The 252-nt window shown below is 44.4% G+C and carries 1 protein-coding gene; it reads right to left on the bottom strand.

From position 1 onward, the window contains the following. Nucleotides 1-22: 22 nt before the first annotated feature. Nucleotides 23-252: hypothetical protein (locus tag L8D11_RS05585; protein ID WP_236870666.1), on the bottom strand; the 230-nt coding region annotated here is incomplete at its 5' end.

The raw sequence follows: 252 nt of genomic DNA, 5'->3' as shown, positions 1-252 counted from the left end.
ATAATCGCGTAGAAAATGCACATCAACCAACACGAAGAAAGGAGAAATGTCTGATAAAGTTCAAATCACCCTGGGGATTGCAACAAACTCTGTCATTAATGGGGAAAGTAAGAAATATATTCGCAGTGTGCGCCGTGCATGATGTAAGAGTAGAGGGTTCAAGTCCCTCATGGGCTGATATAGAGCTGTCCATTAGCTGAGGCAAGGTTAACTTCGTGAGGAGTTGGCGGAAGGAAGCTGACGGCAAAGTAA

The sequence above is a fragment of the Candidatus Bandiella numerosa genome (assembly GCF_021811875.1).
GTDB lineage: Bacteria > Pseudomonadota > Alphaproteobacteria > Rickettsiales > Midichloriaceae > Aquirickettsia > Aquirickettsia numerosa_A.
This window is presented reverse-complemented; position numbering and strand designations above follow the sequence as displayed.